The following is a 23074-nucleotide window of genomic DNA, read 5'->3' on the forward strand; positions in this document are numbered from 1 at the left end:
GATCAGCCGGAGTGCACGGGGTTCGTCGCCGCGATCTTCTTCCAGGACTTCGGCTGCGTCACGTCGGCCGAAGCCGGTGCGAAGGACGCGGCGTGCGCCGCCGGTGCCGCCGGCTTCGACGGCTGGAACAGCCAGGTGTCGAAGAGCGCCCCCAGCGGCTTCCCGGACACCTTCTCCGCGTACGCCTGGAAGTCGGCGACCGAGGCGTTGCCGTAGGCGTGCTCCTTCGGCCAGCCCTTCAGGACGGCGAAGAACGCGTCGTCCCCGATCTCGTTCCGCAGCGCCTGGATGGCCAGCGCACCACGGTCGTAGACCGCGATGTCGAACTGGTTGTCCGGTCCCGGGTCACCCGGCTTCACGGTCCAGAAGGCGTCGTCGGCCGGATGCGAGGCGTACACGTAGTCCGCCAGCTCCTGCGTCGTGCCCTCGCCCTCGTGCTCCGACCAGAGCCACTGCGCGTACCGAGCGAAGCCCTCGTTGATCCAGATGTCCTTCCAGCCCTTCAGCGACACGTCGTCGCCGTACCACTGGTGCGCCAGCTCGTGCACCACCACGGAGGTGTTGGAGCCGTTCGCGAACTGCTTCGGGCTGTAGTACACCCGGGTCTGCGTCTCCAGGGCGTACCCGGTGGTCGTGTTCGGCACGTAGCCGCCCGCCGAGCTGAACGGATACGGCCCGAAGTACCCGCTGAGCCAGTCGACGATCTCACCGGTGCGCTCCACGCTCGCCCGCGCGGCCCCGTCGTTGTCGCCCAGGTCCTTGCTGTAGGCGTTGACGATCGGGACACCGCCGTCCGAGGTGCTCGTCGTGATGTCGAACCTGCCGATCGCGAGGGTGGCGAGATACGTCGCCTGGGGCTTGTTCTCCCGCCAGTTGTAGCGGGTCCAGCCCAGCTTGGAACTCGTCGACTGCAGCGTGCCGTTGGATATCGCCTGCGTGCCGTCCGGCACGGCCACCGACACGTCGTACGTCGCCTTGTCGCTCGGGTGGTCGTTGCTCGGGAACCACCACCACGCCGACTCGGGCTCGTCCGCGGCGACCGCGCCGTCCGGGGTGCGGTGCCAGGTGGTGAAGCCGTACGCGCTCTTGCTGGACGGCACGCCGCTGTAGCGGACCACGACGGTGATCGGCGTGCCCTTCGGCAGCGGGGCGGCGGGTGTGACCACCAGCTCGTGCTGGCCCGAGGTGGTGAAGGACGCCTTCGCGCCGTTCACCCGCACCTCGCTCACATCCAGCAGGAAGTCCAGGTCGAACCGCGACAGATCCTGTGTCGTCCGGGCCAGGATCGTCGCCGTGCCCTGCAACTCGTCCGTCTTCGGCTGGTACGTCAGTCGCAGGTCGTAGTGGGAGACGTCGTATCCGCCGTTGCCGTAGTACGGGTAGTAGGGATCGCCGATACCCGGGGCACCGGGCTGGAAGGCGGCCGCCGATGCCGGGATCGCCAGCAACAGGGAAGCCGCCGCTAGTGCGCCCGGGGCGATGAGTCTGCGGTGCACGAGAACTCCAAGTCGTAGGGGCACGAGGTCTGTTGTGTCCGGACCCTATTCACACCCCGCATGCCCCGGCATGTCCATGGCACCCCCTGTCACACGATCGCCATCCGGCCGACATGAGCCACCCCGTCCATCCGGCCTCCCCGGCCTCGCTCGACCCGACTGGCCCTCAGGTGCCCTCTTCTGCACGAGAGTTGATCCCGGTACCGTCCCGCGCATGCGGATCAGCACCCCCCTCAGAGCCTTCGGACCGCTCGCGACGGCGGCCACAGCCGCGCTCCTGGCGGTCTTCCTCACCCCGTCGGCCGCCCACAGCGCGCCCCGGGAGAGCCGGCCCGTCTACTCGTACGACAACGCCATCCGAGAGTCCGTCTGGGTGGACACCGGCCTGGACGGCGACGGCGACGGGAAGCCCGACCGTGTCGCCGCCGACATCGTCCGGCCCCGCGAACCGGCGGCCCGCGGCCGCAAGGTTCCCGTCATCATGGACGCCAGCCCCTACTACTCCTGCTGCGGGCGCGGCAACGAGAGCCAGAAGAAGACCTACGACTCGAGCGGCCACGTCGTCCAGATGCCGCTCTTCTACGACAACTACTTCGTACCGCGCGGCTACGCCTTCGTCGGCGTCGACCTGGCCGGAACCGATCGCTCCGACGGCTGTGTTGACGTGGGCGGCCGCTCCGACATCCGGTCCGCCAAGGCCGTGATCGACTGGCTCAACGGCCGGGCCAGGGCCTACACCACCCGCACCGGCACCACGCCCGCCACGGCCTCCTGGACCGACGGCGCCACCGGCATGATCGGCAAGAGCTGGGACGGCACCATCGCCAACGGAGTCGCCGCCACCGGCGTCAAGGGCCTGAAGACCATCGTGCCCATCAGCGCCATCTCGTCCTGGTACGACTACTACTTCGCCAAGGGCGCACCCCTGTACGACTCCGGCCCCAACTGGCTGTCCGACTACGTCGAGAGCCCCGACGCCCGCGCCAAGTGCGCCGCCGTGCAGCACCAACTCGTCGACGGCGCGCCGCGCAACGGTGACTGGACACCGCTGTGGACCGAACGCGACTACGTGAAGGACGCGGGCAAGGTCCGTGCGAGCGTCTTCCTCGTGCACGGCATGCAGGACCTCAACGTGCGCACCAAGCACTTCGGCCAGTGGTGGAACGCCCTCGCCCAGCACGGCGTCAAGCGCAAGATCTGGCTCTCGCAGACCGGGCACGTAGACCCCTTCGACTACCGGCGCGCCCAGTGGGTGGACACCCTGCACCGCTGGTTCGACCACGAACTCCTCGGCTACGACAACGGCATCGACCGCGAGCCCATGGCCGACATGGAACGCCACCCCGACCAGTGGGTCACATCGACGGTCTGGCCGCCCCGCGACACGGCCACGACCACGCTGCGTCCCGGCCACGGCGACCGCGCCGGCGTCGGCACCCTCGGTCTGCGCACCGGCACCGGCACCGAGACCTTCACCGACGACCCGCGGCTCACCGAGACCGACTGGGCCGCGCACATCGACCGGTCCACCCCGGACAAGGCCGGGTTCGTCACCCCGACGCTGTCGAAGGACCTGCGGATCTCCGGCTCCTCCACGGTGACCGTCACCGTCACGCCCACCACCTCCTCGGCCCACCTGTCCGCCGTGCTCGTCGACCTCGGCCCCGACACGATCCGCGACTACGCCGACTCCGCGGAGGGCATCACCACGCTCACCGACCGCACCTGCTGGGGCGCGAGCACGGCCGGCGACAGCGCCTGCTTCAAGGTCACCCAGGCCAAGAAGGCGGACGTCACCTCCACGGTGTTCAGCCGCGGCTGGGCCGACCTCGGCCACTACGCCTCGGACGCGAAGGGCGTCCCGCTGACGCCGGGCAAGCCCTACACGATCACGCTCGACCTGGCCGCGACCGACCACGTCGTCCCGAAGGGCCACCGGCTGGCCCTGATCGTCGCCGGCACCGACAAGGACCTCATCGCCCCTCCGTCCACCACGCCCACCCTGACCGTGGACCTGTCCCGCACGGCGGCCCGGGTGCCGCTCGTCGGAGGGGCCGCGGCGTTCGCGGGCGCCACCTCCGGGGCGACGCCGCCCACTGCGGCGCCCACCACGCCGTACGGCCTGCGGAGCCCGCACAGGGTCCACCGCATCCCTGGCGGCATCTGACGGCGGCGCACGGCGTCCGGCACCACCCCGGGCGGCCGGGTCCACGACCCGGCCGCCCCCGGCCACCCCGGTACGCCGACCGAATCCGTTCTGCCGTGCTCACATCACCCCCCGTGTGGGGATACTCACGGCATGTCTGCCGAATACGCGGCCTTCGGTCTGGCACCGGCCATGCGGGCCGGTGCCGTCCTCACCGGTGGTGACTACCAAGCGCACCGGGACTTCGTGGACTTCCTCGTCGACGGACGCCCGCTGCTGCACCGGCTCTCCGACCTGGACGCCGTCTCCCCGCTGGCCTCCGACATCCCGCCCGCGATCTTCGCCGCGCAGGTCCGCGGTCTGCTGCTGGAGACCGGGGCGCCGCTGCCGGGCGGCCGGTACGTCCTGTACGGCTGCCCCGAGTGCGCGGACCTCGGGTGCGGAGCGGTCACCGCGGTCATCGAACGCGACGGCGACGACTACATCTGGCGGGACTTCGCCTGGCAGACCGACGACACCGCCGATCTGGAACTCAACGGCTACCACGGCATCGGCCCCTTCCGCTTCCACGGCCCTCAGTACCGTGCCGCGCTGGGCGCGCTGCTGGACGGCGGCGCCCCCGCGTCCCGATGCCGCGTGCTGCTGATCGGCGCCCGTGTCGCCGTGCTCGCCAAGCTCGCCGCCGCCCTGCGCACCATCGGCATCGGCGCCGACATCACCCATGACGCGACCGGCGTCCCCGCCGAGGAACTGCGTCAGTACAGTGCCGTCGCCTTCGGCCGGGCGGTCACGGCGGACGAACGGGCCGCCGTACGCCGCTCCTTCGAGGACGCCGGGCTGGACGTGGCCCACGTCGACGGGCTCGCCCCGATCGTCCCGCTCCTCGTCGCCCAGATCGAACAGGCGCTGGACCGCGCCCCGGTGCAGCAGCGCCGCCTGACGGGACTGGCCGCCACCGACGGCGCGGCGTACGTCGAGGTGGCCTCCGCCTGCCGCGTCCGTCTCACCGCCCACCGCCTCGACCGCCTCTACCGCACCCACACCAGCGAGGTCTTCGACGGCATCCTGGAGCCGGGCCGTCACCGTATCGCCCTTGACCCCAAGGCGGTGAAGGGCGAGGCGTTCCTGGTGGCGCGGACCTCGGGAAGTGTGCTGGTGGAGCCCATGACGCGGTGAGAATCCGGGCGCGGGCGGCATCGGGCGGCCGTTAGGATCGGCGGTCTGATGACTGCCACCCTCGTCGCCAAGAACCTCGCCGCCGGGCACGGCGACCGCTCGCTCTTCACCGGGCTCGACCTCGTCGTCGCGCCCGGTGATGTGATCGGGCTCGTCGGTGCCAACGGCGCCGGCAAGTCCACCCTGCTGCGCATGCTCGCCGGACTGCTCAGCCCCGAGCAGGGCGAGCTGCGGCTGTCCCCGCCCACCGCGACGGTCGGGCACCTCCCGCAGGAGCCGGAGCGCCGGCCGGGGGAGACCGTATGGGAGTTCCTGGCCCGCCGCACGGGCGTCGCCGACGCCCAGCGCGCGATGGACGAGGCCACGCAGGGACTGGTCGACGGGGCGCCCGGCGCGGACGACGCCTACGCGGCGAGCCTGGAGCGCTGGCTCGCCCTCGGTGGTGCGGACCTCGACGAACGTGCCGAGGAGGTCGCCGACTCCCTCGGCCTGGGCGTCGGCCTGGACCAGCCGATGACGTCCCTGTCCGGCGGGCAGGCGGCCCGCGCCGGCCTCGCCTCCCTGCTGCTGTCCCGCTACGACGTCTTCCTGCTCGACGAGCCCACCAACGACCTCGACCTGGACGGCCTGGAGCGGCTGGAGGGGTTCGTCAGCGGGCTCCGCGCCGGTACGGTGGTCGTCAGCCACGACCGGGAGTTCCTCACCCGCACGGTCACCAAGGTCCTCGAACTCGACCTCGCCCAGCGGCAGATCAACCTCTACGGCGGCGGATACGAGGCCTACCTCGAGGAACGCGAGCGGGCTCGCCGGCACGCCCGCGAGGAGTTCGAGGAGTACGCCGACAAGAAGTCCGCCCTCCAGGACCGCGCCCAGATGCAGCGCGCCTGGATGGACAAGGGCGTCAAGAACGCGCGCCGCAAGGCGAGCGACAACGACAAGATCGGCCGCAAGTTCCGCAGCGAGGCCAGCGAGAAGCAGGCCGCGAAGGCCCGGCAGACCCAGCGCATGATCGAGCGCCTGGAGGTGGTCGAGGAGCCCCGCAAGGAGTGGGAACTGCGCATGGAGATCGCGTCCGCCCCCCGCTCGGGCGCGGTCGTCGCCACGTTGCGGGACGCGGAGGTACGGCGCGGCGACTTCACGTTCGGCCCGGTGTCCCTCCAGATCGACTGGGCGGACCGGGTGGCGGTGACGGGCGCGAACGGCGCGGGCAAGTCCACGCTGCTCGGCGCGCTCCTCGGCCGTGTCCCGCTGGACGCGGGCCACGCCTCCCTCGGCTCGGGCGTCCTGGTCGGCGAGGTCGACCAGGCCCGGAAGCTGTTCCACGGCCCGGAGTCCCTGCTGGACGCGTTCCGCGCGGCGGTCCCGGACACCGAGCCGGCCGAGGTCCGCACCCTGCTCGCCAAGTTCGGCCTGAAGACGGACCACATCCTGCGCCCGGCGGCGACCCTCTCCCCGGGCGAACGCACCCGTGCCGCGCTGGCGCTGCTCCAGGGCCGGGGCGTCAACCTGCTGGTCCTGGACGAGCCGACGAACCACCTGGACCTGCCGGCGATCGAACAGCTGGAGTCGGCCCTGGACTCCTACGAGGGCACCCTGCTCCTCGTCACGCACGATCGCCGGATGCTGGACGCGGTAAGGGTGACACGCCGCCTGGAGGTGGCGGACGGCAAGGTGACCGAACACCGGTGACCGCGACGGGTAATCGGCTTGTTCCCCGAACTCCCGTAGTTCTACAGTGAGTTCACTCCGATGAGATGTTCCCCCGAAGTACGCCGCAGAGCGGGAGCGTCCCACCTCACCGAGGTGCCGGAGGGGCGGCAGCCGTCCTTGTCGACCCTTCCTTCCGGAGGTCTCCCGCATGAACATCGGAATCGGTCTGCCCATCGGCGACCCGACCACCCTGCTCACCTGGGCGCGGCACGCGGACACCGGGCCCTTCAGCACCCTCGGCCTGCTCGACCGGCTCGTCTACGACAACCCCGAACCCCTGGTCGCGCTCTCCGTCCTCGCGGGCGCCACCTCCCGCATCCGCGTCCAGACCGAGGTGCTGCTCGCCCCGCTGCGCGACACCGCCCTGCTCGCCAAGCAGGCCGCCACCCTGGACCGGATGACCGGTGGGCGGCTGGTCCTCGGCCTGGGCATCGGCGGACGTGACGACGACCACCGGGCCACGGCCACCGACCCGCGCACCCGGGGCCGGCGCCTCGACGAGCAGATGGAGGTCATGCGGCGCCTGTGGTCGGGCGAGCCGTACGGTGAGGACGTCGGCCCGGTCGGACCGGCGCCCGCTCGTCAGGGCGGCCCCGAGGTCCTCTTCGGCGGCTTCAAGCCGGCCGCGCTCGAACGCGTCGCGCGGTGGGGAGACGGCTTCCTGGCCGCCGCGCCTCCCTCCTGGGCGGGCGGCCTGTTCGACACCGTTCGCCGGTTCTGGCAGCAGTACGGCCGCGACGGCGAGCCCCGCCTCGTCGCGCAGGTCAATGTGGCGCTCGGCCCGCGGGGCGTGATCGACGACGCACGGACCGCCATGCACGCGTACTACGCCTTCACCGGCATGGCCGACCGGATGGTCGCCGGGATGCTCACCACGCCGGCACAGATCCGTGAGGCGATCACCGCCTTCACCGACCTCGGCGCCGACGAGGTGATGCTCTACTGCTACGGCCTCGACCCGGCCCAGGTGGCCCGCCTGGCCGACATTGTGTGACGGCCTGATCCCGCACGGCTCGGCCGGGGCGAACACGGGCCCGGGCCCTGCGACGGAGCAGGGCCCGGGCCCTGCACCTCAGCGGCGGCCCGGCTTCTGGTCGAGCAGGCCGGCCCGGCGCAGTGCGTCCGCCATCGCGCTGTTGGACGGCGGGGGCGCCTGACGGGAGCCTGTGCCCTGACGGCCCTGGCGCTGCTGCGGGGGACGCCCGCCGCGCTGCCGGGCGCCGCCGGAGGGCTGGCTCTGCGGGGCCGCCTCGTCGTCCAGCCGCAGCGTCAGCGAGATCCGCTTGCGCGGGATGTCGACGTCCAGCACCTTCACCTTGACGATGTCACCCGGCTTCACCACGTCCCGCGGGTCCTTGACGAACGTCTTCGACATCGCGGACACGTGCACCAGACCGTCCTGGTGGACGCCGACGTCGACGAAGGCGCCGAACGCGGCGACGTTCGTGACCACGCCCTCCAGGACCATCCCGGCCGACAGGTCGGAGATCTTCTCCACGCCCTCCTTGAAGCTGGCCGTCTTGAACGCGGGCCGCGGGTCGCGGCCCGGCTTCTCCAGCTCCTTGAGAATGTCGGTCACCGTCGGCAGACCGAACGTCTCGTCCACGAAGTCGGACGCCTTCAGCGAGCGCAGCACCGCCGTGTTCCCGATCAGCGACGCCACCTCCTGGCCCGTCGTCTTCACCATGCGCCGGACCACCGGGTACGCCTCCGGGTGCACGCTGGAGGAGTCCAGCGGGTCGTCACCGCCCCGGATCCGCAGGAAGCCCGCGCACTGCTCGTACGCCTTGGGCCCGAGCCGCGCCACGTTCTTCAGCTGGGCGCGGGACGTGAACGGGCCGTTGGCGTCGCGGTGCGCCACGATGTTCTCCGCGAGCCCGGAGGAGATTCCGGAGACCCGGGCGAGCAGCGGAGCCGACGCCGTGTTGACGTCAACGCCCACGCCGTTCACACAGTCCTCCACCACCGCGTCCAGCGAGCGGGACAGCTTCACCTCGGACAGGTCGTGCTGGTACTGGCCGACACCGATCGACTTCGGGTCGATCTTCACCAGTTCGGCGAGCGGGTCCTGCAGACGGCGGGCGATGGAGACCGCGCCACGCAGCGACACGTCCATGTCCGGCAGCTCCTGCGAGGCGAACGCGGAGGCGGAGTACACCGATGCGCCCGCCTCGGACACCATCACCTTCGTCAGCTTCAACTCGGGGTGCCTGGAGATGAGTTCACCGGCGAGCTTGTCCGTCTCGCGGGACGCCGTGCCGTTGCCGATCGCGACGAGCTCGACCGCGTGCTCCTTGGCCAGCCGGGCCAGCTTGGCGATCGCCTCGTCCCACTTGTTGGCCGGGACGTGCGGGTGGATGACGTCCGTGGCGACCACCTTGCCGGTCGCGTCCACCACGGCCACCTTCACGCCCGTACGGAAACCGGGGTCCAGGCCGAGCGTCGCGCGCGTGCCGGCGGGCGCGGCGAGCAGCAGGTCGCGCAGGTTGGCCGCGAAGACCTTGACGGCCTCGTCCTCGGCCGCCGTACGCAGCCTGAGCCGCAGGTCGATGCCGAGGTGCACCAGGATGCGGGTGCGCCACGCCCAGCGGACCGTGTCCAGCAGCCACTTGTCGCCGGGGCGGCCGCGGTCGGCGATCCCGAAGCGGTGCGCCACGATCCCCTCGTACGACGACGGGCCGTCCGTCGGCTCCTCCGGCTCCAGGACGAGGTCGAGGACCTCCTCCTTCTCGCCGCGCAGCAGGGCGAGGACCCGGTGCGAGGGCAGCTCGGTGAAGGGCTCGGCGAAGTCGAAGTAGTCGGCGAACTTGGCGCCCGCCTCCTCCTTGCCCTCGCGCACCTTGGACGCCAGGCGCCCGCGCACCCACATCCGCTCGCGCAGCTCGCCGATCAGGTCCGCGTCCTCCGAGAACCGCTCGGTGAGGATCGCCCGCGCGCCCTCCAGCGCGGCCTGCGGGTCCGGCACTCCCTTGTCGCCGTCGACGAACGCGGCCGCGGCGGCCAGAGGCTCCACCGTCGGGTCGCCGAGCAGGCCCTCGGCCAGCGGCTCCAGTCCCGCCTCGCGCGCGATCTGCGCCTTGGTGCGGCGCTTCGGCTTGTAGGGGAGGTAGATGTCCTCCAGGCGCGCCTTGGTCTCCGCGCCCCGGATCCGCGCCTCGAGCTCCTCGGTGAGCTTGCCCTGCTCGCGCACCGACTCGAGGATCGCCGTGCGCCGCTCCTCGAGCTCACGCAGATAGCGCAGCCGCTCCTCGATGACGCGCAGCTGCGCGTCATCGAGCATCTCGGTCGCTTCCTTGCGGTAGCGGGCGATGAAGGGCACCGTCGAGCCGCCGTCCAGCAGCTCGACCGCGGCCTTCACCTGCCGCTCCCGTACGCCGAGCTCCTCGGCGATCCTGCCTTCGATGGACCCTGCTCCGAGGGACCCGGGTGTCGTCACGATCCCGTACCGCCTTCTCCACTGAGGTTGCGCGGCAATTGTGGCAGGTCGCACCGACAACGGGGGCACACAGGCTGTGTCACACCCCCAGGCGGGCGCACGCCGCCCGGCACGCACGCTGATCCGGCCGCGGATGTGACACGGGCCCTCGGAGCACGACACGGGGCGGCGGAGCCCGGCTCCGCCGCCCCGTGATCGGGTGCTCGGGCCCGCTCAGGCCCGGCGGGCGGAGCCCGAAGCCCCGCCGAACAGCCGGGCCAGTGCCCTGAACGGCAGCGTCACGACGGTCGCGACGGCGCCGCCGATCTGGCGCAGTACGTCTGCGATCGCACGGAACACAAGCTTCCCCTTTCGTCTCCCGGTGTCGACCAGCGGGAGACGACCGGGCACCTCATCCCTTGCCGATCATGCCCTCCGGGAAGGCCCCGGCCGTAAGAGCCCTGGTCAGCAGCGCGCCCGCGAGATCCGTCAGCCGTTCCACGCCCGCGGCGCCGAGGTGTTCGTAGGGGGCCCGGTCCAGGCGGTCGGTCTCCGCCTCGATCTCCGCGCGCAGCGCGGTGCCCGCCTCGGTCAACTCGCCGTCCGCACCGAGAAGTCCACGCTCGCGCAGCCGCCCGCACGCGGCGTCCCAGTCGTCCGGGCTCCAGCCGCGCGTGCCGAGCACCCACTTCGGGGACATGCCCTTGCCGGTCGCGGTGTGCGTCACCAGCGCCTCCACCGGATCGAGGTCCGCGGCCAGCAGCACCGCGAGATGGCCGTCGCCGCGGTGCTCCCGCAGCAGTGTGGTCGCGTGCCAGAACGCAAGGTGCGGCTCGTCGGGCACCGGCAGATCGGCGTGCGCGGCGTACAGCGGGCGCGCGTGCCGGGTGCACGCCTCGGTCGCGCGCAGCGCGAGCTCCGCCGCCTCGGCCATCTCCTTGGCGGCGACGGTCTCCTCGCCCAGCAGCCGCCGCAGCGTCGCGTCGACGGCACGCGCGCGTGCCGCGAGCACCACCTGGGGGGACGCCGTCTCCCATACGGCGGGCACGTGCCGTGCCACCAGCCCGGGGTGGAAGTTGAAGAACGCGGCCGTCACCACACCCGCGCCCACGGGGCCCATGGCGGCGGCCCGCACCGCGAAGTAGGCGGCTCTGCTGTCGGACACGCCCACGGCGGTCAGTTCCCGGTTCAGATCCGGCGAGAAGTAGTGCGTCGAGTGCAGCGGATTGATCACATTGTGGCAGCGCCGCCCGGCGCGCTCCGGCAGGGAAGAGGTCATGACCGGCAGGTTACCGACTGGTCGGTACGTCGGGAAAGCGCAAGGCCGGGCATGGCGGGAAAGGTGGGGTCTTCGTCGTTGCGGCCATGTCGCCGCCCGCCAAGAATCGACGGCGGAGTCCCTCGCCGCTCGCGCCCGGCTGTCGCCGCGGCACTTCGCCCGCGCCTTCCAGGCCGAGACGGGGATGACCCCGGGCCGCTACGTCGACCGCGTCCGCCTCGAACACGCCCGCCGCCTCCTGGAGGACACCGCCGACGGCATCGAGGAGATCTCCCGCGCCGGCGGATACGGGACTCCCGAGGCCATGCGCCGCGCCTTCGTCAAGGCGCTCGGTACGTCCCCGGCGGAGTACCGCCGCCGCTTTCGTTCCGCGCCCGCCCGATGAAAGGAACCCGATGCAGATCGCCATCGTCCTCTACGACCGCTTCACCGCCCTCGACGCCGTCGGCCCCTACGAGACCCTCGGCCGGCTCCCCGGCGCGCAGACCGTCTTCGTCGCCGAGCGGACCGGGCCCGTGCGCACCGACACCGGGGCCCTCGCGCTGACCGCCGACCGGACGCTCGCCGAGGTGCCGGGGCCCGACATCGTGGTCGTCCCCGGCGGCCCCGGGCAGACCGGGCAGATGGAGAACCGGGTGCTCCTCGACTGGCTGCGCGCCGCCGACGCCACCAGTACCTGGACGACGTCCGTGTGCACCGGCTCCCTGCTGCTCGCCGCCGCCGGGCTGCTCAGGGGCCGCCGGGCCACCTCCCACTGGCTGGCCCTGGACGCCCTGAAGCCCTTCGGCGCCGAACCCACCGGCGAGCGCGTCGTGTTCGACGGCAAGTACGTCACCGCCGCCGGGGTCTCCTCAGGCATCGACATGGGCCTCACGCTGCTCGGCCGCATCGCGGGCGACGAACACGCCCAAGCCGTGCAACTGCTCACCGAGTACGACCCGCAGCCGCCCTACGACGCCGGCGCGCCGCAGAAGGCGCCCGCGCACCTCGTCGAGGAGTTCCGTTCCAAGAGCCGCTTCATCCTGACGTAGTCCAGCCGAAGCGCGGCTGCCTGCGCTCCAGGAAGGCGGCGACACCCTCCGCGGTGTCGCCGCTGCCGCGCGCCTGCTCTGCCCAGTACGCGTCCCGGTCCGTCCGCCCGTTCGCGAACTCCTTGGCAGCCGCCTGCGTCAGCTGTGAGCGTGAGGCCAGCACACGTGTGAACTCCGCGACCCGCTTGTCGAGTTCCCCCTCGGGCAGCACCTCCTCGACCAGGCCGGTGCGCAGCGCCCGTTCCGCCTCCACCAACTCGCCCGAGAACAGCAGGTACTTGGCGGTGCCCGGTCCCACCAGAGACACCAGCCGCCGGGTCGAGGAGGCCGGGTAGACGATTCCCAGCTTCGCGGGCGTCACCCCGAACAGCGCGCCCTCCTCCGCGAACCGCAGATCGCAGGCCGCCGCGAGCTGAGCGCCGCCACCCACGCAGTGCCCGCGGACCGCCGCCAGCGTCGGCTTCGGGAACGCGGCCAGCGCCTCCTCGGCCCGCACCGCGAGCGTCTGGGCCCGCTCCGGCGACCCCCTCAGCGTGGAGATGTCGGCACCCGCGCAGAACGTGCCGCCCTCCCCGGTCAGCACCAGTACCCGGACCGTGGGGTCGGCGGCCAGGGTGTCGAGCAGCGGCGGCAGCGCCTCCCACATGCCGGCCGTCATGGCGTTCCGCTTGGCCGGATGGTGGATGACGACGGTCGCGACCCCGTCGGCGACGCGGTGCAGCAGCTGGGGCTCCATACGCCGGATGCTATCCGCAGCCGCCGAAGGCTCGACTAACGCCTACAACCCGAAGAGTTCGCAAGGTGGCGCGGCAAGGACCAGGAGCGGTCACACAACTGACCGTGTCATACGCCAATGGTCAGATGTCGTCGATACCTGCTGACTTGTGTTCAGTCTTTTGGGACGGACCAGCGCATTCCCAACACTCGAGGTGTGGTGACAATCGAGCGCAAGGGTGGCGACCGGACGATGGAGAACGAAGGGCGAGGGTCCGGCCCACGCCCTGATGGCGGCGGAAGGGCGCCGGATGGCGTGCGGCCGACGGGGCCGCTGCCGTACGAGGGGGTGTGGCGGTTCACCGCCGCCGCCGTGGACGCCTCGGTGCCGCAGGCGCGGCACGCCGTGCGGGACCTGCTCGTCCGCCAGGGCGTGCCGGTCTCGGACGACACCGTTCAGGCGTTGTTGCTGATCGTCTCCGAACTGGTCACCAACGCGGTCCGGCACGCGGCGCTGCTGTCGCCGATGCTCGCCGTGGAGGTCGCCGTCGGTCCCGAGTGGGTGCGGGTGGCGGTGGAGGACGACCACCCCTACCGCCCGAGCCCGCTGGAGGCGGACCACGGCCGCACCGGGGGCCGGGGACTGCTCCTGGTGCGGGAGGTGACGAGGGAGGCCGGCGGGGTGTGCGACGTCGAGCACACGGCCGGCGGCGGCAAGGTGATCTGGGCCGCGCTTCCGCTCAAGCCCACGGGCGTCTTCTGAGCCGGCAAGGACATCCACTGAGCCGGTCCGGCTTCCGCGGACCGTACGGGTCCGTCCGGACGGGCCGGACGGACCTCCGCTTCACCAGCCCGCGGACGGCCCGGTCAGCTCCCTGATCGCGGGCCGCGCCGCGTCCAGGACCGTCATGAACCACGAAGAGAATCTGTCCTCGGCGTGCCGCTGAGCCAGCTCCTCCGCGGTCACGAACGCCGTCGCCCCGACCTCCTCGGGGTCCGGGTGCAGGGTGGACTGCACCAGACCGACGAAGAGGTGGTTGTACTCCTGCTCCACCAGGCCCGAGTCCGGATCCGGATGGTTGTAGCGGACCGTGCCCGCCTCGGCGAGCAGCGTCGGGGAGACGCCCAGCTCCTCGTAGGTCCGCCGGGCCGCCGCAGCGAACGGCGCCTCACCCGGGTAGGGATGGCCGCAGCACGTGTTCGACCAGACCCCGGGGGAGTGGTACTTGCCCAGCGCCCGCTGCTGGAGCAGCAGCCGGCCCCGCTCGTCGAAGAGGAACACCGAGAACGCCCGGTGCAGCCGGCCCGGCGGCTGATGGGCGGCGAGCTTCTCGGCCGTGCCGATCGTGGTGCCGTTCTCGTCGACCAGCTCCAGCATGATGGCTTCGGCGGTGCCGTTCGACGAACGGTGCGTCGCGGTGGCAGGTGTGATCGGCATGCCCATCCTTCGCATCGGTTGTCCAGCCCCAAGTCTGCCGTACGAATCCGGCACTCCCGGCACTTCGCTCCTCCCCGCATGTCCCGGCACGGACGCAGCCGAAGGCGGTCCGGGACCACACGGAGAGGACGCCGGAAGCGGTCGGATACCTGATCGTGCCCGTCGCCACCGACGGGGAACCGCGCGGGGGCGCGCCCGCGGCAAACCGCGCCGGGGCACGCGCCGCGCACCCGTGGCGCACCCTGCGAGCCCCTCGGCGGGGTACCCGTGGCGCAGCCCCGCGTACCCAACCGAGGGGGCTCGCATCCCGCTCAGTCGTGGCGTGCCTCCGGGTGGTGCAGCAGCCAGCCCTGCCAGGCCGACTCCACCATGTCGCGCACCCCGCGCCGGGCCCTCCAGCCCAGCTCCCGCTCGGCGAGCGCGGACGACGCGACCGCGCGGGGCGCGTCCCCGGGGCGGCGCGGCTCGACGACCGCGGGCGTGCTGTCCCCGGTCACCTCGCCGATGAGCGTGACGAGCTGCCGTACCGACACGCCCTCGCCGCGCCGGACGTTGGCCGTCAGGTCGCCCGTCGCGCCCCCGGCCAGCCGCCGGGCGGCCGCGAGGTGCGCCTCGGCGAGGGCGGCGACGTGAATGTAGTCGCGGATGCACGTGCCGTCCGGTGTCGGATAGTCGTCACCGAAGATCCGCGGGGCCTCGCCGCGGGTCAGCCGGTCGAAGACCATGGGCACGACGTTGAACACGCCCGTGTCGGCCAGCTCCGGTTCCGTCGCGCCCGCCACGTTGAAGTAGCGCAGACACACCGTCGCGATGCCGTGCGCCCGGCCCGCCGCCCGCACCAGCCACTCGCCCGCGAGCTTGGTCTCGCCGTACGGGCTCATCGGGGCACAGGGTGTGTCCTCCGTGATGAGGTCCACACCCGGGTCGCCGTACACGGCCGCGGACGAGGAGAACAGAAACCGCCTGATCCCCGCCTCCGCGACGGCGTCCAGCAGCGTGGCCAGACCGCCCACGTTCTCCCGGTAGTAGTGCGTCGGGCGCTCCACGGACTCGCCGACCTGCTTGCGCGCCGCGAGGTGCACCACACCGGTCACCTCGTGCTCGGCCAGGACACCCTTGAGCAGCTCGCCGTCCAGCGAGGAGCCCCGTACCAGCGGAACGCCCTCCGGGAGCCGGGAGGGAACGCCGGCCGAGAGATCGTCCAGCACCAGGACGCGCTCTCCCTCGGCGGCCATCGCCCGCGCCACATGCGCTCCGATGTACCCGGCCCCGCCGGTGATCAGCCATGTCATGGAGTCTCACCCTATGCCCGTCCGGCGAACGCCGTCGGGCCCGTCCGCTCAGCTGCCGGGAATGGGCGGATCCGCACCCGTGGTTTGTGGCCTGCCCGTCCCATCCCCGATGATGATCGCGGCGGTGGCCGCGCCAACCGGGTTGATCAGCCCATGAACGCCCGGTGAACGCGGGATTCCAGGCATCCGATAGCCTCTGCCGACATGCCGCGCGGCCCCTGCCCGGGTGTACCGCATCGCACACATGACCGGCGCCCGTACGCGCGTCGGGCCTTCAGGGAGTGAGTTCGTCTGTCGACCGCCATCCTCACCGGACAGCCGGTCCCCGGATCGTCGCTCGAAGGCGATCTGCGGTCCCTGGGCTTCGACGTGCGGGTCGCCACCGGCACCGGTGACGCCGAGGCCCTTCTCGCCGCCGTGCCGGCGGGCCAGCGGGTCGCGATCGTCGACGCCCGCTTCGTGGGGCACCTGCACGCGCTGCGCCTGGGTCTGACCGACCCCCGCTTCCCGGCCGCCGCCGTGCCCGGTGCCGTCACCGCCCAGCCCGCCGCCCGCCAGGCCCTGACCCGTGCTCTGACCCGAGAGAACTCCGCCGCGGCCGGCGGTGCGTCCGTGGTCACCGACAACCTCGCCGAGCGCATCGCCGCCGCCCTCGGCGCCGACGGGATCCCGGTCCACCGCCCCGAACTCGGCACGCTGGTCGCCGCCGTCCCCACCGACCCGCAGACCCGCAACGAGGCACGCCAGGCGGTCGCCGCCGTCGACGACGAGGCCGTCCGGCTGCGCAGCGCCGTCAAGGCCCGCGACGGCTTCTTCACCACCCACTTCATCAGCCCCTACTCGCGCTACGTCGCGCGCTGGTGCGCCCGCCGCGGTCTGACCCCCAACCAGGTCACCACCGCCTCGCTGCTCACCGCCCTGATCGCGGCGGCGGCCGCCGCCACCGGCACCCGCGGCGGTTTCGTCGCGGCCGGCGTCCTGCTGATCCTCTCCTTCGTCCTGGACTGCACCGACGGCCAGCTCGCCCGCTACTCCCTGCAGTACTCGACACTCGGCGCCTGGCTGGACGCCACCTTCGACCGGGTCAAGGAGTACGCCTACTACGCGGGCCTCGCCCTCGGCGCCGCCCGCGGCGGCGACGACGTGTGGGCGCTCGCGCTCGGCGCGATGGTCCTGCAGACGTGCCGGCACGTGGTCGACTTCGCGTTCAACGAGGCCAACCATGACGCGACCGCCAACACCAGCCCCACCGCGGCCCTCTCCGACCGCCTGGACAGCGTCGGCTGGACGGTGTGGGTCCGCCGGATGATCGTTCTGCCGATCGGGGAGCGCTGGGCGCTGATAGCCGTCCTGACGGCCGCCACCACTCCCCGTATCACCTTCGTCGTGCTGCTCAGCGGCTGTGCGTTCGCGGCGACGTACACCACGGCGGGCCGGGTGCTCCGGTCGGTGACGCGCAAGGCGCGCCGCACCGACCGGGCGGCTCGGGCGCTGGCGGACCTCGCGGACAGCGGGCCGCTCGCCGAGCTGCTGACGCGCGTCGCGCGCCGGGTGTCCCTGCGAGCACCGGCCTGCACCGCCCTGGTCGGCGGCGCCGTCGTCGTGCTCGCGGCCTCGCTCGCCGGATACGGCAGCTGGTGGCCCGTCCTGGGCGCCCTCTGCTACGTGCTCCAGTCGCCCCTGGCCCTCGCCCGGCCCCTCAAGGGCGCCCTCGACTGGCTCGTCCCCCCGCTCTTCCGGGCCGCCGAATACGGCACCGTCCTCGTCCTCGCGGCGAAATCCGGTGTGAACGGAGTGCTACCGGCGGCTTTCGGACTGGTGGCGGCCGTCGCCTACCATCACTACGACACGGTGTACCGCATCCGCGGCGACGCCGGCGCGCCGCCGCAGTGGCTGGTGCGCGCGATCGGGGGGCACGAGGGCCGGACGCTGCTCGTCACGGTTCTGGCCGCGACTCTCACCGCGGCACAGTTCGAGGTCGCCCTCACGGCCCTCGCCGGGTACGTGGCCCTCGTGGTGCTCGTCGAGAGCATCCGCTTCTGGGTGGCCGCACACAAGGGCGGCGCACCCGCCGTACACGATGAAGGAGAACCCGCATGATCGGCCTCGTGCTGGCGGCCGGCGCCGGACGGCGCCTGCGCCCCTACACCGACACCCTGCCCAAGGCTCTGGTGCCGGTGGGGCCCGAGGGCGCGGAGGACAGCCTCACGGTCCTGGACCTCACGCTCGGCAACTTCGCCGAGGTGGGCCTGACCGAGGTCGGCGTCATCGTCGGCTACCGCAAGGAGGCCGTGTACGAGCGCAAGGCGGCCCTGGAGCAGAAGTACGGCCTGAAGCTCACCCTGATCGACAACGACAAGGCCGAGGAATGGAACAACGCCTACTCCCTGTGGTGCGGCCGTGACGCCCTCAAGGACGGCGTGATCCTCGCCAACGGCGACACCGTCCACCCGGTCTCGGTCGAGAAGACCCTGCTCGCCGCGCGCGGCGACGGCAAGAAGATCATCCTCGCCCTCGACACGGTGAAGACGCTCGCCGACGAGGAGATGAAGGTCGTCGTGGACCCCGAGAAGGGCGTTCGCCGGATCACCAAGCTGATGGACCCGGCCGAGGCGACCGGCGAGTACATCGGCGTCACCCTCATCGAGGGCGAGGCCGCCGAGGAGCTGGCCGACGCGCTCAAGGCCACCTTCGAGCGCGACCCGCAGTTGTACTACGAGGACGGCTACCAGGAGCTCGTCAACCGCGGCTTCAAGATCGACGTGGCGCCGATCGGCGACGTCCCGTGGGTCGAGATCGACAACCACGACGACCTGGCCCGGGGGCGGGAGATCGCGTGCCGGTACTGACGAGGCTCATCCCCTCACCGGTCGTCGTCGACATCCGCCCGGGTGCCCTGGACGACCTGGCGGGTGTGCTCGCGGACGAGCGCATCTCCCACTCGGGCAAGCTCGCCGTCGCGGTCAGTGACGGCTCCGGCGCCCGCCTGCGGGAGCGGCTTTCCCCCAGCCTGCCCGGCGCCACCTGGTACGAGGTCGGCGGCGGCACCCTCGACGACGCGGTCCGGCTGGCCGGCGAGATGAAGTCCGGCCACTACGACGCGCTCGTGGGCCTGGGCGGCGGCAAGATCATCGACTGCGCGAAGTTCGCCGCGGCGCGCGTCGGCCTGCCCCTGGTCGCCGTGCCCACGAACCTCGCGCACGACGGCCTGTGCTCCCCGGTGGCCACCCTCGACAACGACGCGGGCCGCGGCTCGTACGGTGTGCCGAACCCGATCGCGGTCGTCATCGACCTGGACGTGATCCGCGACGCCCCGGCGCGGTTCGTACGGGCCGGCATCGGCGACGCGATCTCCAACATCAACTCGATCGCGGACTGGGAGCTGTCCAACCGCGTCAACGGGGAGAAGGTCGACGGCCTCGCTGCGGCCATGGCCCGCCAGGCCGGCGAGGCGGTGCTCCGGCACCCCGGGGGCATCGGTGACAACGGTTTCCTCCAGGTGCTCGCCGAGGCGCTCGTCCTCACCGGTATCGCGATGTCGATCTCGGGTGACTCCCGGCCTGCCTCGGGCTCCTGCCACGAGATCAACCACGCCTTCGACCTGCTGTTCCCCAAGCGCGCGGCCGCCCACGGCGAGCAGTGCGGCCTGGGTGCCGCCTTCGCGATGTACCTGCGCGGAGCGCACGAGGAGGCGGCGTTCATGGCCCAGGTGCTGCGCCGGCACGGGCTGCCCGTACTGCCGCAGGAGATCGGCTTCACGGTGGACGAGTTCGTCCGGGTCGTGGAGTTCGCCCCGCAGACCCGGCCCGGCCGCTACACGATCCTCGAACACCTCGACCTGAAGCCCGAACAGATCAAGGACACCTACGCCGACTATGTCAAGGCCATCGGTAGCTGAACTCCGGCCCGTCGTCCACCCCGCAGGGGTGAAGGACCGGCGCAGCGGTGAGCACTGGATGGGACGCCTCTACATGCGAGAGGTCTCCCTGCGGGTCGACCGCTACCTGGTCAACACCAGGGTCACGCCCAACCAGCTCACGTACCTGATGACCGTCTTCGGCGTGCTCGCCGCCCCGGCACTGCTCGTGCCGGGGATCTGGGGCGCGGTGCTCGGCGTGGTGTGCGTCCAGATGTACCTGCTGCTGGACTGCGTCGACGGTGAGATCGCGCGCTGGAAGAAGCAGTACTCCCTGGGCGGGGTGTACCTGGACCGCGTCGGCGCCTACCTCACCGATGCCGCCGTGCTCGTCGGCTTCGGTCTGCGCGCCGCCGACCCGTGGGGCAGCGGCCGTATCGACTGGCTGTGGGCCTTCCTCGGGACGCTGGCCGCGCTCGGCGCCATCCTGATCAAGGCCGAGACCGACCTGGTCGGCGTGGCTCGGCACCAGGCCGGGCTGCCGCCGGTGAAGGAGGCCGCCTCGGAGATGCGCTCCTCCGGCATGGCCCTGGCCCGCAAGGCCGCCGCCGCACTCAAGTTCCACCGGCTGATCCTGGGCATCGAGGCGTCCCTGCTGATCCTGGTCCTGGCGATCGTGGACACGGTTCGGGGCGACCTGTTCTTCGAGCGGCTCGGCGTGGCCGTGCTGGCCGGCATCGCGCTGCTCCAGACGGTGCTCCACCTCGTGTCCATCCTCGCCTCCAGCAGGCTGAAGTGAGCGGCCCCGCACAGGGCGGTGCCACCCCCGGCGGCGCCATGAAGGTCGGGGCCGTCGTCATCACGATGGGCAACCGCCCGGCCGAGCTCCGCGCCCTCCTGGACTCGGTGGCCAAGCAGGACGGCGACCCCGTCGAGGTGGTCGTGGTCGGCAACGGCTCCCCGGTCCCGGACGTCCCCGACGGCGTCCGCACGATCGAGCTGCCCGAGAACCTCGGCATCCCCGGTGGCCGCAACATCGGCATCGAGGCCTTCGGCCCCGGCGGCACCGACGTCGACGTGCTGCTCTTCCTCGACGACGACGGCCTGCTCGCCCGCACCGACACCGCCGAGCTGTGCCGCGAGGCCTTTGCCGCCGACCCTCGGCTCGGCATCATCAGCTTCCGCATCGCCGACCCCGACACCGGCGAGACCCAGCGCCGACACGTGCCCCGGCTGCGCGCCTCCGATCCGCTGCGCTCCTCGAGGGTGACCACCTTCCTCGGCGGCGCCAACGCCGTCCGCACGAAGGTGTTCGCCGAGGTCGGCGGCCTGCCGGACGAATTCTTCTACGCCCACGAGGAGACCGACCTGGCCTGGCGGGCCCTGGACGCGGGCTGGATGATCGACTACCGGTCGGACATGGTGCTGTACCACCCCACGACCGCGCCCTCCCGGCACGCGGTCTACCACCGGATGGTCGCCCGCAACCGGGTGTGGCTCGCCCGTCGCAACCTGCCGGCCGTCCTGGTCCCCGTGTATCTGGGTGTCTGGATGCTCCTGACGCTCCTGCGCCGCCCCTCGCGGGCCGCCCTGAGGGCCTGGTTCGGCGGCTTCCGGGAGGGCTGGACGACCCCGTGCGGGCCCCGCCGGCCCATGCGGTGGCGTACGGTCTGGCGGCTTACCCGGCTGGGACGGCCCCCGGTGATCTGACAAGCTCGGTACTCGGAAGCCGTCGGGCGGGACCACATCCCGGCTCCCACCCGCGCGCGGAACGACGCGCATCCCGAAAAACGGAGAGTTTGCCTACCTGTGAGTGAGACAACGCATGACGGGCGCGCCGCGGTGACCGCCGGGCCGTCCGCCGACGGCGGGCTGAGCCCGGCCGAGCTGGCCGCCAAGTACGGCCTCTCGGTCAGCGGTGCCCGGCCCGGACTCGTCCGCTACGTCCGCCAGCTGTGGGGACGGCGCCACTTCATCCTCGCCTTCTCGCAGGCGAAGCTCACCGCCCAGTACAGCCAGGCCAAGCTCGGCCAGCTGTGGCAGGTGGCCACCCCGCTGCTGAACGCGCTCGTTTACTACTTCATCTTCGGGGTGATCCTGAAGGCCAGCCGGGGCATGCCGCACGGGACGTACATCCCGTTCCTGGTGACCGGTGTGTTCGTGTTCACCTTCACCCAGAGCTCGATCATGGCGGGCGTCCGGGCGATCTCCGGCAACCTGGGCCTGGTGCGGGCCCTGCACTTCCCGCGCGCCACGCTGCCCATCTCGTTCGCGCTGCAGCAGCTCCAGCAGCTGCTCTTCTCGATGATCGTGCTGTTCGCCGTCGCCATCGGGTTCGGCAGCTACCCGCGGCTGTCCTGGCTGCTGATCGTCCCGGTCCTGGTGCTGCAGTTCCTCTTCAACACCGGCCTGTCCCTGATCGTGGCGCGGATGGGTGCCAAGACGCCGGACCTCGCCCAGCTGATGCCCTTCATCCTGCGCACCTGGATGTACACGTCCGGCGTCATGTTCTCCATCCACGGCATGCTCGTCGGGCGCCCCGAATGGTTCATCCGCACCCTGCAGGTGAACCCGGCCGCCGTCTACATGGACCTGATGCGCTTCGCCCTGATCAAGGACTACGGCACGTCCAACCTCCCGCCGCACGTGTGGGCCATCGCGCTGTTCTGGGCCGTCGTCGTGTTCGCCGGCGGGTTCGTGTATTTCTGGAAGGCGGAGGAGCGGTACGGCCGTGGCTGAGCAGAACACCGGGGCCAAGGTGCCCACCGTCATCGCCGACGACCTGCACATCGTCTACCGCGTCAACGGTGCCAGGACCGGCAAGGGCAGCGCGACCGCCGCTCTGAGCCGGATCCTCAAGCGGGGCTCCGACGACGTGGCGCGCGGTGTCCGCAAGGTGCACGCGGTCAGGGGAGTGTCGTTCGTCGCCCACCGCGGCGAGGCCGTCGGCCTGATCGGCTCCAACGGCTCCGGCAAGTCCACCCTGCTGCGCGCCATCGCCGGACTGCTGCCCCCGGAGAAGGGCAGGGTCTATACCGACGGCCAGCCCTCGCTGCTCGGCGTCAACGCGGCCCTCATGAACGACCTGACCGGCGAGCGCAACGTCATCCTGGGCGGTCTGGCCATGGGCATGTCCCGGGAGGAGATCAAGGCCCGCTACCAGGAGATCGTCGACTTCTCCGGCATCAACGACAAGGGCGACTTCATCACCCTGCCGATGCGCACCTACTCCTCCGGCATGGCCGCCCGGCTGCGCTTCTCCATCGCCGCCGCCAAGGACCACGACGTCCTCATGATCGACGAGGCCCTCGCCACCGGCGACCGCGCCTTCCAGAAGAGGTCCGAGGACCGCATCCGGGAACTGCGCAAGGAGGCGGGCACGGTGTTTCTGGTCAGTCACAACAACAAATCCATCCGTGACACCTGCGACCGCGTCCTGTGGCTGGAACGCGGTGAACTCCGGATGGACGGCCCCACAGAAGAGGTCCTCAAGGAGTACGAGCAGTTCACGGGCAGGTAAT

General features: G+C 71.7%; 20 protein-coding genes and 1 pseudogene. 14 read left to right on the forward strand and 7 right to left on the reverse strand.

Annotated features, from left to right (window positions below; genetic code table 11):
* Positions 1-2: 2 nt before the first annotated feature.
* Positions 3-1496 (reverse strand): M1 family metallopeptidase, encoded by a 1494-nt coding sequence (locus ACFYZE_RS07920; RefSeq protein WP_388990002.1) that lies wholly within the window; start codon positions 1494-1496, stop codon positions 3-5.
* A gap of 214 nt (positions 1497-1710) precedes the next feature.
* Here ACFYZE_RS07920 and ACFYZE_RS07925 point away from each other — a divergent pair, with 214 nt between their 5' ends.
* The 4 genes from ACFYZE_RS07925 to ACFYZE_RS07940 all read left to right on the forward strand — a co-directional run bounded on the left by ACFYZE_RS07925 (position 1711) and on the right by ACFYZE_RS07940 (position 7522).
* A complete protein-coding gene (locus ACFYZE_RS07925; RefSeq protein WP_388990004.1) occupies positions 1711-3663 on the forward strand; it encodes a Xaa-Pro dipeptidyl-peptidase in 1953 nt (650 codons plus the stop codon).
* A 132-nt stretch (positions 3664-3795) separates the two neighbouring features.
* Entirely contained in the window at positions 3796-4818 is a 1023-nt protein-coding gene (locus ACFYZE_RS07930; protein ID WP_388990006.1) for an oxidoreductase, read from the forward strand.
* A 48-nt stretch (positions 4819-4866) separates the two neighbouring features.
* Positions 4867-6507 (forward strand): ABC-F family ATP-binding cassette domain-containing protein, encoded by a 1641-nt coding sequence (locus ACFYZE_RS07935; RefSeq protein ID WP_388990007.1) that lies wholly within the window; start codon positions 4867-4869, stop codon positions 6505-6507.
* A gap of 169 nt (positions 6508-6676) precedes the next feature.
* Positions 6677-7522 (forward strand): LLM class flavin-dependent oxidoreductase, encoded by an 846-nt coding sequence (locus tag ACFYZE_RS07940; protein ID WP_388990009.1) that lies wholly within the window; start codon positions 6677-6679, stop codon positions 7520-7522.
* A gap of 78 nt (positions 7523-7600) precedes the next feature.
* On the opposite strand, the gene ACFYZE_RS07945 is transcribed toward ACFYZE_RS07940, so the two are convergent.
* The 3 genes from ACFYZE_RS07945 to ACFYZE_RS07955 form a co-directional block, all read right to left on the reverse strand.
* Positions 7601-9964, reverse strand: coding sequence for a Tex family protein (locus tag ACFYZE_RS07945; protein ID WP_388990011.1), 2364 nt, complete (start codon positions 9962-9964; stop codon positions 7601-7603).
* Between the two features lie 213 nt (positions 9965-10177).
* Complete coding sequence (locus ACFYZE_RS07950; protein ID WP_258053467.1) at positions 10178-10303, reverse strand: LPFR motif small protein; 126 nt, start codon at positions 10301-10303, stop codon at positions 10178-10180.
* Positions 10304-10355: 52 nt separating this feature from the next.
* Positions 10356-11222 (reverse strand): hypothetical protein, encoded by an 867-nt coding sequence (locus ACFYZE_RS07955; protein WP_388990013.1) that lies wholly within the window; start codon positions 11220-11222, stop codon positions 10356-10358.
* 109 nt (positions 11223-11331) lie between these two features.
* On the opposite strand from ACFYZE_RS07955, the pseudogene ACFYZE_RS07960 reads away from it, so the two are divergent.
* Positions 11332-11607, forward strand: a pseudogene (locus ACFYZE_RS07960) (helix-turn-helix domain-containing protein); the annotation flags it as partial.
* Positions 11608-11617: 10 nt separating this feature from the next.
* Positions 11618-12253: a DJ-1/PfpI family protein gene (locus ACFYZE_RS07965; protein ID WP_388990015.1), complete on the forward strand. Its 636-nt coding sequence runs from the start codon at positions 11618-11620 to the stop codon at positions 12251-12253.
* Here ACFYZE_RS07965 and ACFYZE_RS07970 read toward each other — a convergent pair.
* Entirely contained in the window at positions 12240-12989 is a 750-nt protein-coding gene (locus ACFYZE_RS07970) for an enoyl-CoA hydratase/isomerase family protein (protein WP_388990017.1), read from the reverse strand. The two genes, ACFYZE_RS07965 and ACFYZE_RS07970, sit on opposite strands and share 14 nt — an antisense overlap.
* A 231-nt stretch (positions 12990-13220) precedes the next feature.
* Between ACFYZE_RS07970 and ACFYZE_RS07975 the strand changes: the two genes are divergently transcribed.
* A complete protein-coding gene (locus tag ACFYZE_RS07975) occupies positions 13221-13730 on the forward strand; it encodes an ATP-binding protein (RefSeq protein ID WP_388990569.1) in 510 nt (169 codons plus the stop codon).
* Positions 13731-13811: 81 nt separating this feature from the next.
* Here the strand turns inward: ACFYZE_RS07975 and idi are convergent, their stop codons facing one another.
* Positions 13812-14405, reverse strand: coding sequence for an isopentenyl-diphosphate Delta-isomerase (idi, locus tag ACFYZE_RS07980; protein WP_388990019.1), 594 nt, complete (start codon positions 14403-14405; stop codon positions 13812-13814).
* Between the two features lie 311 nt (positions 14406-14716).
* Entirely contained in the window at positions 14717-15697 is a 981-nt protein-coding gene (galE, locus tag ACFYZE_RS07985; RefSeq protein ID WP_388990021.1) for a UDP-glucose 4-epimerase GalE, read from the reverse strand.
* Between the two features lie 291 nt (positions 15698-15988).
* On the opposite strand from galE, the gene ACFYZE_RS07990 reads away from it, so the two are divergent.
* The 7 genes from ACFYZE_RS07990 (at position 15989) to ACFYZE_RS08020 (ending at position 23073) form a co-directional block, all read left to right on the forward strand.
* Positions 15989-17797 (forward strand): DUF5941 domain-containing protein, encoded by a 1809-nt coding sequence (locus ACFYZE_RS07990; protein ID WP_388990571.1) that lies wholly within the window; start codon positions 15989-15991, stop codon positions 17795-17797.
* Positions 17794-18546: a sugar phosphate nucleotidyltransferase gene (locus ACFYZE_RS07995; protein WP_388990023.1), complete on the forward strand. Its 753-nt coding sequence runs from the start codon at positions 17794-17796 to the stop codon at positions 18544-18546. The genes ACFYZE_RS07990 and ACFYZE_RS07995 overlap by 4 nt, the downstream gene beginning before the upstream one ends.
* Positions 18534-19595, forward strand: coding sequence for an iron-containing alcohol dehydrogenase family protein (locus ACFYZE_RS08000; RefSeq protein ID WP_388990025.1), 1062 nt, complete (start codon positions 18534-18536; stop codon positions 19593-19595). Before ACFYZE_RS07995 ends, ACFYZE_RS08000 begins: the two co-directional genes overlap by 13 nt.
* Positions 19573-20352 (forward strand): CDP-alcohol phosphatidyltransferase family protein, encoded by a 780-nt coding sequence (locus ACFYZE_RS08005; RefSeq protein ID WP_388990027.1) that lies wholly within the window; start codon positions 19573-19575, stop codon positions 20350-20352. The genes ACFYZE_RS08000 and ACFYZE_RS08005 overlap by 23 nt, the downstream gene beginning before the upstream one ends.
* Before the next feature lie 38 nt (positions 20353-20390).
* Positions 20391-21263, forward strand: a complete 873-nt coding sequence (locus ACFYZE_RS08010) for a glycosyltransferase family 2 protein (protein WP_388990573.1) — start codon at positions 20391-20393, stop codon at positions 21261-21263.
* 99 nt (positions 21264-21362) lie between these two features.
* Positions 21363-22292: an ABC transporter permease gene (locus ACFYZE_RS08015; RefSeq protein ID WP_388990029.1), complete on the forward strand. Its 930-nt coding sequence runs from the start codon at positions 21363-21365 to the stop codon at positions 22290-22292.
* Positions 22285-23073, forward strand: coding sequence for an ABC transporter ATP-binding protein (locus ACFYZE_RS08020; protein ID WP_388990031.1), 789 nt, complete (start codon positions 22285-22287; stop codon positions 23071-23073). Before ACFYZE_RS08015 ends, ACFYZE_RS08020 begins: the two co-directional genes overlap by 8 nt.
* Position 23074 lies beyond the last annotated feature (1 nt).

Origin of the sequence: Streptomyces sp. NPDC001796 (genome assembly GCF_042892355.1) — a bacterium.
Classification (GTDB): Bacteria; Actinomycetota; Actinomycetes; order Streptomycetales; family Streptomycetaceae; genus Streptomyces.

Coding starts and splice junctions, on each gene's coding strand:
- ACFYZE_RS07935 (WP_388990007.1), top strand. CDS start 4,867: ATGACTGCCACCCTCGTCGCCAAGAACCTCGCCGCCGGGCACGGCGAC.
- ACFYZE_RS07955 (WP_388990013.1), bottom strand. CDS start 11,222: ATGACCTCTTCCCTGCCGGAGCGCGCCGGGCGGCGCTGCCACAATGTG.
- idi (WP_388990019.1), bottom strand. CDS start 14,405: ATGCCGATCACACCTGCCACCGCGACGCACCGTTCGTCGAACGGCACC.
- galE (WP_388990021.1), bottom strand. CDS start 15,697: ATGACATGGCTGATCACCGGCGGGGCCGGGTACATCGGAGCGCATGTG.
- ACFYZE_RS07975 (WP_388990569.1), top strand. CDS start 13,221: ATGGAGAACGAAGGGCGAGGGTCCGGCCCACGCCCTGATGGCGGCGGA.
- ACFYZE_RS07940 (WP_388990009.1), top strand. CDS start 6,677: ATGAACATCGGAATCGGTCTGCCCATCGGCGACCCGACCACCCTGCTC.
- ACFYZE_RS07925 (WP_388990004.1), top strand. CDS start 1,711: ATGCGGATCAGCACCCCCCTCAGAGCCTTCGGACCGCTCGCGACGGCG.
- ACFYZE_RS08005 (WP_388990027.1), top strand. CDS start 19,573: ATGTCAAGGCCATCGGTAGCTGAACTCCGGCCCGTCGTCCACCCCGCA.
- ACFYZE_RS07995 (WP_388990023.1), top strand. CDS start 17,794: ATGATCGGCCTCGTGCTGGCGGCCGGCGCCGGACGGCGCCTGCGCCCC.
- ACFYZE_RS07930 (WP_388990006.1), top strand. CDS start 3,796: ATGTCTGCCGAATACGCGGCCTTCGGTCTGGCACCGGCCATGCGGGCC.
- ACFYZE_RS07970 (WP_388990017.1), bottom strand. CDS start 12,989: ATGGAGCCCCAGCTGCTGCACCGCGTCGCCGACGGGGTCGCGACCGTC.
- ACFYZE_RS07965 (WP_388990015.1), top strand. CDS start 11,618: ATGCAGATCGCCATCGTCCTCTACGACCGCTTCACCGCCCTCGACGCC.
- ACFYZE_RS08010 (WP_388990573.1), top strand. CDS start 20,391: ATGAAGGTCGGGGCCGTCGTCATCACGATGGGCAACCGCCCGGCCGAG.